This window comes from Amycolatopsis sp. NPDC051071 (assembly GCF_040682875.1).
In the GTDB taxonomy this organism is placed as follows: domain Bacteria; phylum Actinomycetota; class Actinomycetes; order Mycobacteriales; family Pseudonocardiaceae; genus Amycolatopsis.
The window spans coordinates 1-6489 of the sequence record NZ_JBFBBY010000273.1 but is presented as its reverse complement, the minus strand read 5'-3'; the positions used below and the strand labels follow the sequence as shown (position 1 = coordinate 6489).

Below are 6489 nucleotides of genomic sequence, written 5' to 3'. Positions count from 1 at the left end.
GGGGTCCCCATAGGACAAAAAACGTCTCATGGGGACCCCTCATGACACACCGGGAGCCGGCGAGCGGACCGAGATCCCCCACGAGAGCGTTCCGGACCCATCACTCCGTTTCATGCATAATCACTATTATGCATGAAACGGAATATAACCCAGTGTAAGACTGTCGGTGCCATGCGGTACAAGGTTCCCATGAGGGTTTCCGAGGCACAGCAAGCCTTTTTCTCCGCACGTCGTCCCCGTAAGGATTCTCCTCACACCACCGACGCCTACCGCCGCGACCTCGCCGGCATCACCGCTCTCCTGCTTGAGGAACTGGACCACTCCCCTGACTCCCTCACCGTCGAGATGCTCACGGCCCAAGCGCTTCGGAACGCGTTCGGCGCCTTCGCGGACACGCACGCCAAGAGTTCGGTCCTGCGCGCGTGGTCGACCTGGAACCAGTTCCTCACGTTCTGCGTATCCGATGGGCTGCTGGCCGGCAATCCGATGGGTGCGGTCGCCCGGCCGAAGGCGCCGCCGCTGACGCCGAAACCGTTGCGGGGCGAGGAAACCCCGGAGCAGTTGCTCGCCGCCGCGGCGGACGGGTCACGCCGGACGCGGGATCCGTGGCCGGAGCGGGACGTCCTGGTGATCGCTCTCGGACTGGTCGCAGGCCTGCGTGCGGCGGAGATGCGGGCGCTGACGACGCGGTCGCTGGTCGGTCGTCAGGGTGAGATGCGGTTGCACGTCCACGGCAAGGGCAGTCGCGACCGGTCGATCCCGGTGCAGCCGATCATGGAGAAGATCATCGAGGAGTACCTGGCCTCGTGTCGCCGTCGCTTCTCCCAGCAGCGGTTCGGGCCGTCCACTCCCCTCCTCCGGGACAGGGCGGGCGAGCCGATCGGCCGCGGCGCGCTGGAGTACCTGGTGAAGTCCTGCTATCGGTGGGCCGGGCTGCACGACCGCGTGCCGGTCGGGGCGAACCTCCACGCGTTGCGGCATACGTTCGCGACGCGGCTGGCCGAGGACGGTGCGACGGCGTCGGAGATCATGGCGCTGCTGGGGCACGCGAGCCTGGCGACCAGCCAGAACTACATCGAGGCGACCGGGCGGGAGCAGCGGGCGGCGGCCGCGAGCAACCGGACGTATCGGGCGCTCGACGGGATCGTGTAGGTCAGCGGAGCTGTTCGAGGTCCTTCGCGGCCTGGGCGATTTCACCGGCGAGGCCGCGGAGTTCGGCCGCCGAGGCGCCGTCGTCGGCCGCGGTGACGACGTCTTCGGCGGCGCAGCGGAGCTGGAAGAGCCGGTCCTGGAGAGCGGCGATTTCGGTGTCGGAGAGGACGACGGCGTCTTCGGGGAGGCCGCTGCGCTGGAGGGCGGTGCGTCGTTCGTAGGCGCGCTGGCGGCAGGATTGCCCACAGTAACGGCGGCGCCTGCCGACGTTGCCGCCTTGTTCGAGCCTCCGGCCGCACCATCCGCAGTGTTTCGGTGCCCCCGCGCGGCGTAGCTCGGACAGCTCTTCGGCGGACGTCTTCTGCTGCTCGGCGACTTCCCTCACGGGTCAGACCCTAGCTGGCTACCGGACGATCATGCCGGGGCCACAAGCGAAGTGCACACTAGTGGGGTGCCGAAACTCTTTCCGTATCTCGCCGACCCGCTCCCGCGTGCCTTCGCTCATCGGGGCTGGCACCTCGGTGACCTGGACGGGTTGGAGAACTCGTTACCGGCGTTCCAGCAGGCGGTGACCGAGGGTTACCGGTACTTGGAGACGGACGTGCATACGACGTCGGATGGCGTGGTGGTCGTTCATCACGACGAGTCGCTGGACCGGACGACCGACGGCGCGGGCTTGATCTCCCGGCAGACGTGGGCGCAGCTGCGGAACGTCAAGATCGGTGGGCGGGCGCCGCTGTCCCGGCTGGAGGACGTCCTCGAGGAGTTGCCGGAGGCGCGGTTCAACGTCGACGTGAAGTCGAACCAGGCTGTCGAGCCCTTCGTGCGGACGATCGAGCGGACCGGGGCGCATGACCGGGTCGCGGCGGCGTCGTTCTCCGACGCGCGGTTGGGACGGATCCGGAAGCTGGCGGGTCCGAAGCTGGTGACGGCGATGGGGCCGCGTTCGGTGGCGGTGATGTGGGCGAACGGGTTCGTGCCGTTGGTGTCGTTGCGGGCGTTGTCGAGGGGGGCGATGGCGCAGGTGCCGGTGCGGCAGGGCCGGTTGAAAGTGGTGGACCGGGCGTTCCTGCGGCAGGCGACGCGGGCGGGGTTCGAGGTGCACACGTGGACGGTGGACGATCCGGCGGAGATGCGGTTGCTGCTGGATCTGGGGGTGCACGGGATCGTGACGGATCGGCCGGACCTGCTGCGTGAGGTCCTTCGGGAGCGGGGTTCCTGGCCTGCCTGACCGGCCCATTCTTTGGTTCCCGGAATGCCGTTCACAGCATCGGGCTGGGCGGGTTACCGGGGTGGTTTGCCGGTCCAGGCGGCGTCCCAGGTCTTGGGGCCGAGACGGCCGGAGTCGTTGATGCCGTTGGCTCGCTGGAGGGCGAGGACGGCTTCGCGGGTCTTGTCGTAGTAGCAACCGGTGCCGGTGAAGCCGTAGCCAAAGGCGTTCATCCTCAGCTGGAACGCGACGAGCGGCTGGGCGCAGTCACCGTAGGCATAGACGACGCCGGGCCAGGCGGGTTTGGGGCCGCCGGGCGGGGCAGGCGGGGTGGGCTTCGGCTTGGGTGGCGGGGCGGGTTGTCCTTCCCCGCCGATGTAGGCCGAGTCGGCGTAGGACGGGACGCGTTTGCTGCGGCCGTCGCCGTCGTTGCGGAAGCCGAGTTTGCCGGCGCATTCCCAGGGTTGCCAGCCGCGCATGCGGTAGAGGTAGAGGGCCCGGTAGTCCTGTTCGCGGGGGGTGGCCTGGTCAGGCCTCCCCTGGCCGCCGACGCTGCGCCAGGTGGGCAGGTCGAACTGGTAGGCGCCGTAGTAGCCGTTGCCGGTGTTGATGTTGTAGCGCCCGCTCGATTCACACATGCGGAGCTTGGCCCAGTGGGAGCCGTGGGGATCCGCGGCGGCGGATCCGGTGGTGGCGATCTGCAGGCCTGTCACGGCGAGGGCGAGCAGGAGCGTTCTCGCCACTACGCGGTGTGTTGTGCGAAGGCGCTGGGTCCTCATGAGCGGAACAGTAAATACCGGACACTTGCTTCACAAGAGTCACAGCCCGCACATCAGCCTCACATGAAACACACGTCGCTCGTGGCAGCGACACGCCGACGATGGTCGGGAAGGTGGCCGGGAAGGGTTCGTCCCGCGTCGAAACGAACACGGTCCGGACTCGTGCCGGACAGGTCGGTGTGATCACCAGTAGTCTCCCGCTGACCTCGACATTCTCGACTTCAGGAGCAGTGCATGACGGTGGCCGGGACCCGTGATCGCAAGCGGGTGTGGCGCGCTTGGTACCTCTACGATTGGGCCAATTCGCCGTTCTATTCGTCGGTCATCACGGTCTTCGGAGCGCTCTATTTGAGCGATGTCGCGTCCGCGGATGCCAAGGCGAATTTCACCCTTAACGGGGACAGGGCGTGCACCGATTCGAGTGGGATCGAGAACAAGCTTCAGAGCTGTGACGTGTCGTTGTTCGGGTTGCATTTCCCGGCGGGGTCGCTGTGGGGGTACCTGCTGTCCATCGCGACGGTGACGCAGGTGCTGGTGTTGCCGATCGCCGGCGCGATCGCGGACCGCAGCAGGCACAAGCGTCGGATCCTCGGCGGGTTCGCGTTCCTCGGCGCGGTGGCGTCGGCGCTGATGTTCTTCGTCTCGGGGACGAACTGGGAGGTGGGGGTCTGGACGTTCATTCTCGCCAACATCGGTTACGGCGGTGCGCTGGTCGTCTACTACTCGTTCCTGGTGGACATCACGGAGCCCGACGAGCGGGACGCGGTGTCGTCGAAGGGGTGGGCGTTCGGGTATCTCGGTGGCGGCCTGGCGCTGGCGTTGCAGCTGGGGTTCTTCATGGGGCACGACGCCTTCGGGGTGAGTGAAGGGCTGGCCGTCCAGATCTGCTTCCTGACGTCGGGGATCTGGTGGGCGGTGTTCACGTTCCCGGCGGTGCGGGCACTCCCCCAGATCCATGTGCCCAAGTCGGCCGAGCGCGGGCTGTCGGTGCTGACGGCCGGGTTCAAGGAGCTGAAGCGGACGATCGCCGAGGCGAGGGCCTATCCGCTGACGCTGGCGTTCCTCGGGAGCTATCTGATCTTCACCGACGGGATCACGACCGTGGTGGCGGTGTCGGCGCAGTACGGCAAGGACGAGCTGAAGTACAGCACGCAGGTGTTGATCGTCACGATCCTGGTGATCCAGTTCCTGGCGTACGCGGGGGCGATGATCCATGGGGCGATCGCCGCGAGGATCGGGGCGAAGAAGACGATCTTGGGCAGTCTGGTGGCCTGGGTGGTGGTGTTGTGCTTCGCGTTCTTCATCCAGGCGGGTCAGCCGTTGCAGTTCTACGCGGTGGCGGTCGGGATCGGGCTGGTGCTCGGGGGAACGAACGCGTTGTCGCGGTCGTTGTTCGGGCAGATGATCCCTGAGGGGAAGGACGCGCAGTACTTCTCGTTGTACGTCGTCGGTGAGCGAGGGACGTCGTGGCTCGGTCCGCTGCTGTTCGCCGCGGTCGGGCAGATCACCGGTTCGTTCCGGTACGCGATCATCGCGTTGGTGATCTTCTTCGTGCTCGGTTTCGTGTTCGTGTGGCTGGTGCCGGTGCGGCGGGCGATCGAGGCGGCGGGCAACCGACCACCGGCGGTGCTGTGAGCCGGGAGGGTGCCGATAGGGTCGGGCGTCGTGACCGTACTGAAGGAAAGTGGCCCGGATCCCACGGACGCGTTGTCGTCGGTGCCGGTGGCGGGTTCACGGCGGGGTGTGCCGGTCGTCGGGAAGCTGAAGTTCTGTTATGGGCCGATGGACTGCGGGAAGTCGACGCTGGCGTTGCAGATTGACCACAACCACGCGCGGCAGGGTCGTCGCGGGATGGTGCTGGTGCGGCATGACCGGTCCGGTGAGCCGCAGATCACCAGCCGGATCGGGTTGACGCGCAAGGCGACCGAGGTGGGGAACGAGACCGATCTGCGGTTGCTGGTGCGTGAGCAGTGGGCGGCGGGGCGTCATGTGGACTACCTGATCGTCGACGAGGCGCAGTTCTTGTCGCCTGATCAGGTGGATCAGCTGGCTGAACTGGCCGATGACGTCCAGATCGACGTGTACTGCTTCGGTATCGCGACGGATTTCCGGAGCGTGTTGTTCCCGGGTGCGGCGCGGTTGTTCGAGCTGGCCGACGAGTTGCAGCCGGTTCAGGTCGAGGTGTTGTGCTGGTGCGGGCAGACGGGACGGTTCAACGCGAGGGTGTCCGATGGCGAGGTGTTGCGGGCCGGGGACACCGTTGTGGTGGCGGATACCGGGCAGTCTGTCGTTGAATCTTCATCGACATCACGTTCCGAGGGCGACTTGAACACGGTCCGTTATCAGGTATTGTGCCGTCGGCACTTCCGCTTGGGTGACCTGGGGCCAACCTCGGCCCAACACGGTCAGTTACGATTGACATGACGGGCGTACTACTAGCCCATCTGGGGGATATCCGCACCAAGATGGCCGTATTGACGTCACACCGGAGCGCGAGATCCCTCCTACTAGTGGAAGCTGTTGCCACCGGGTGACACAGCTCATCGTGAGCAAGGACATGGTGTCCAGGGAATCCTCTGGCCCTGCCCGTCGTTGCATAGGGTGAGCATCACCCTGGCTCCACCCGGAGCTGACTGAAAGGACCCCATCATGGCCGACCGTGTTCTCCGTGGAAGCCGGCTGGGAGCGGTCAGCTACGAGACCGACCGCAACCACGACCTCGCGCCTCGGCGCACCGTGCGCTACGCCTGCCCCAAGAACCACGAGTTCGAGGTGCCCTTCTCCGACGACGCCGAGATCCCCTCGGTGTGGGAGTGCAGGCTGCACGGCAGCGAGTCCGAGATCGTGGACGGCGGACAGCCGGAGCAGAAAAAGGTCAAGCCCCCGAGGACGCACTGGGACATGCTCCTGGAGCGCCGCTCGATTCCGGAGCTCGAAGATCTGCTCAACGAACGTCTCGCCGAGCTGAAAGGACGCCGGACCACCCGGTCCGCCTGACGCACGGCATAAGTAGCTAGCCCCACCACGAACACGGCGAAGCCCCCGCGACCTCCCTTCGCGGGGGCTTTGTCATGTCCGGGGTCAGGTCGGCAGACGAGGGGCGCCAGCGCCTCGGTCAGCCGTCGCAGGTCCGCCGGCGACGACTCCAGTAGCGGGAGCCGGACACTCGCATGCGGGATGACGCCGAGTTCGGGCAGTGCGGCCTTGGCCATGATGGCGCCTTGTGAGGTGCGCATGATCGCGTCCGTCGCGCGTGAAGGCCCCCTTCCCTCGGCTCAGCCGAGGAAACTCGACCTTCACACCTTGCCTAGGTACAGGAAGGCCCCCTTCCTGTACCTAGGCGCAAGG

At 66.6% G+C, this 6489-nt stretch carries 7 protein-coding genes; 5 read left to right on the top strand and 2 right to left on the bottom strand.

The genetic code is table 11. The features are described from left to right. Nucleotides 1-171: 171 nt before the first annotated feature. Complete coding sequence (locus tag AB0M65_RS39725) at nucleotides 172-1152, top strand: tyrosine-type recombinase/integrase (RefSeq protein ID WP_364040430.1); 981 nt, start codon at nucleotides 172-174, stop codon at nucleotides 1150-1152. A 1-nt stretch (nucleotide 1153) separates the two neighbouring features. Here the strand turns inward: AB0M65_RS39725 and AB0M65_RS39720 are convergent, their stop codons facing one another. Beyond that, the gene (locus AB0M65_RS39720; RefSeq protein ID WP_364040427.1) at nucleotides 1154-1537 is read right to left on the bottom strand and encodes a hypothetical protein; all 384 of its coding nucleotides are present in this window, start codon (nucleotides 1535-1537) and stop codon (nucleotides 1154-1156) included. A 66-nt stretch (nucleotides 1538-1603) separates the two neighbouring features. Here AB0M65_RS39720 and AB0M65_RS39715 point away from each other — a divergent pair, with 66 nt between their 5' ends. Continuing rightward, a complete protein-coding gene (locus AB0M65_RS39715) occupies nucleotides 1604-2383 on the top strand; it encodes a glycerophosphodiester phosphodiesterase (protein WP_364040424.1) in 780 nt (259 codons plus the stop codon). Nucleotides 2384-2436: 53 nt separating this feature from the next. Here the strand turns inward: AB0M65_RS39715 and AB0M65_RS39710 are convergent, their stop codons facing one another. Then, nucleotides 2437-3105, bottom strand: coding sequence for a transglycosylase family protein (locus AB0M65_RS39710; RefSeq protein WP_364040421.1), 669 nt, complete (start codon nucleotides 3103-3105; stop codon nucleotides 2437-2439). A 270-nt stretch (nucleotides 3106-3375) separates the two neighbouring features. Between AB0M65_RS39710 and AB0M65_RS39705 the strand changes: the two genes are divergently transcribed. The 3 genes from AB0M65_RS39705 to AB0M65_RS39695 all read left to right on the top strand — a co-directional run bounded on the left by AB0M65_RS39705 (nucleotide 3376) and on the right by AB0M65_RS39695 (nucleotide 6138). After that, on the top strand, nucleotides 3376-4776 hold the full coding sequence (locus tag AB0M65_RS39705) for an MFS transporter (protein ID WP_364040419.1): 1401 nt from the start codon (nucleotides 3376-3378) through the stop codon (nucleotides 4774-4776). 30 nt (nucleotides 4777-4806) lie between these two features. After that, nucleotides 4807-5565: a thymidine kinase gene (locus AB0M65_RS39700; RefSeq protein ID WP_364040416.1), complete on the top strand. Its 759-nt coding sequence runs from the start codon at nucleotides 4807-4809 to the stop codon at nucleotides 5563-5565. 225 nt (nucleotides 5566-5790) lie between these two features. Then, nucleotides 5791-6138 carry an RNA polymerase-binding protein RbpA gene (locus tag AB0M65_RS39695; protein WP_005151365.1) on the top strand — a complete coding sequence of 116 codons (348 nt, stop codon included), beginning with the start codon at nucleotides 5791-5793 and terminating at the stop codon, nucleotides 6136-6138. Nucleotides 6139-6489 lie beyond the last annotated feature (351 nt).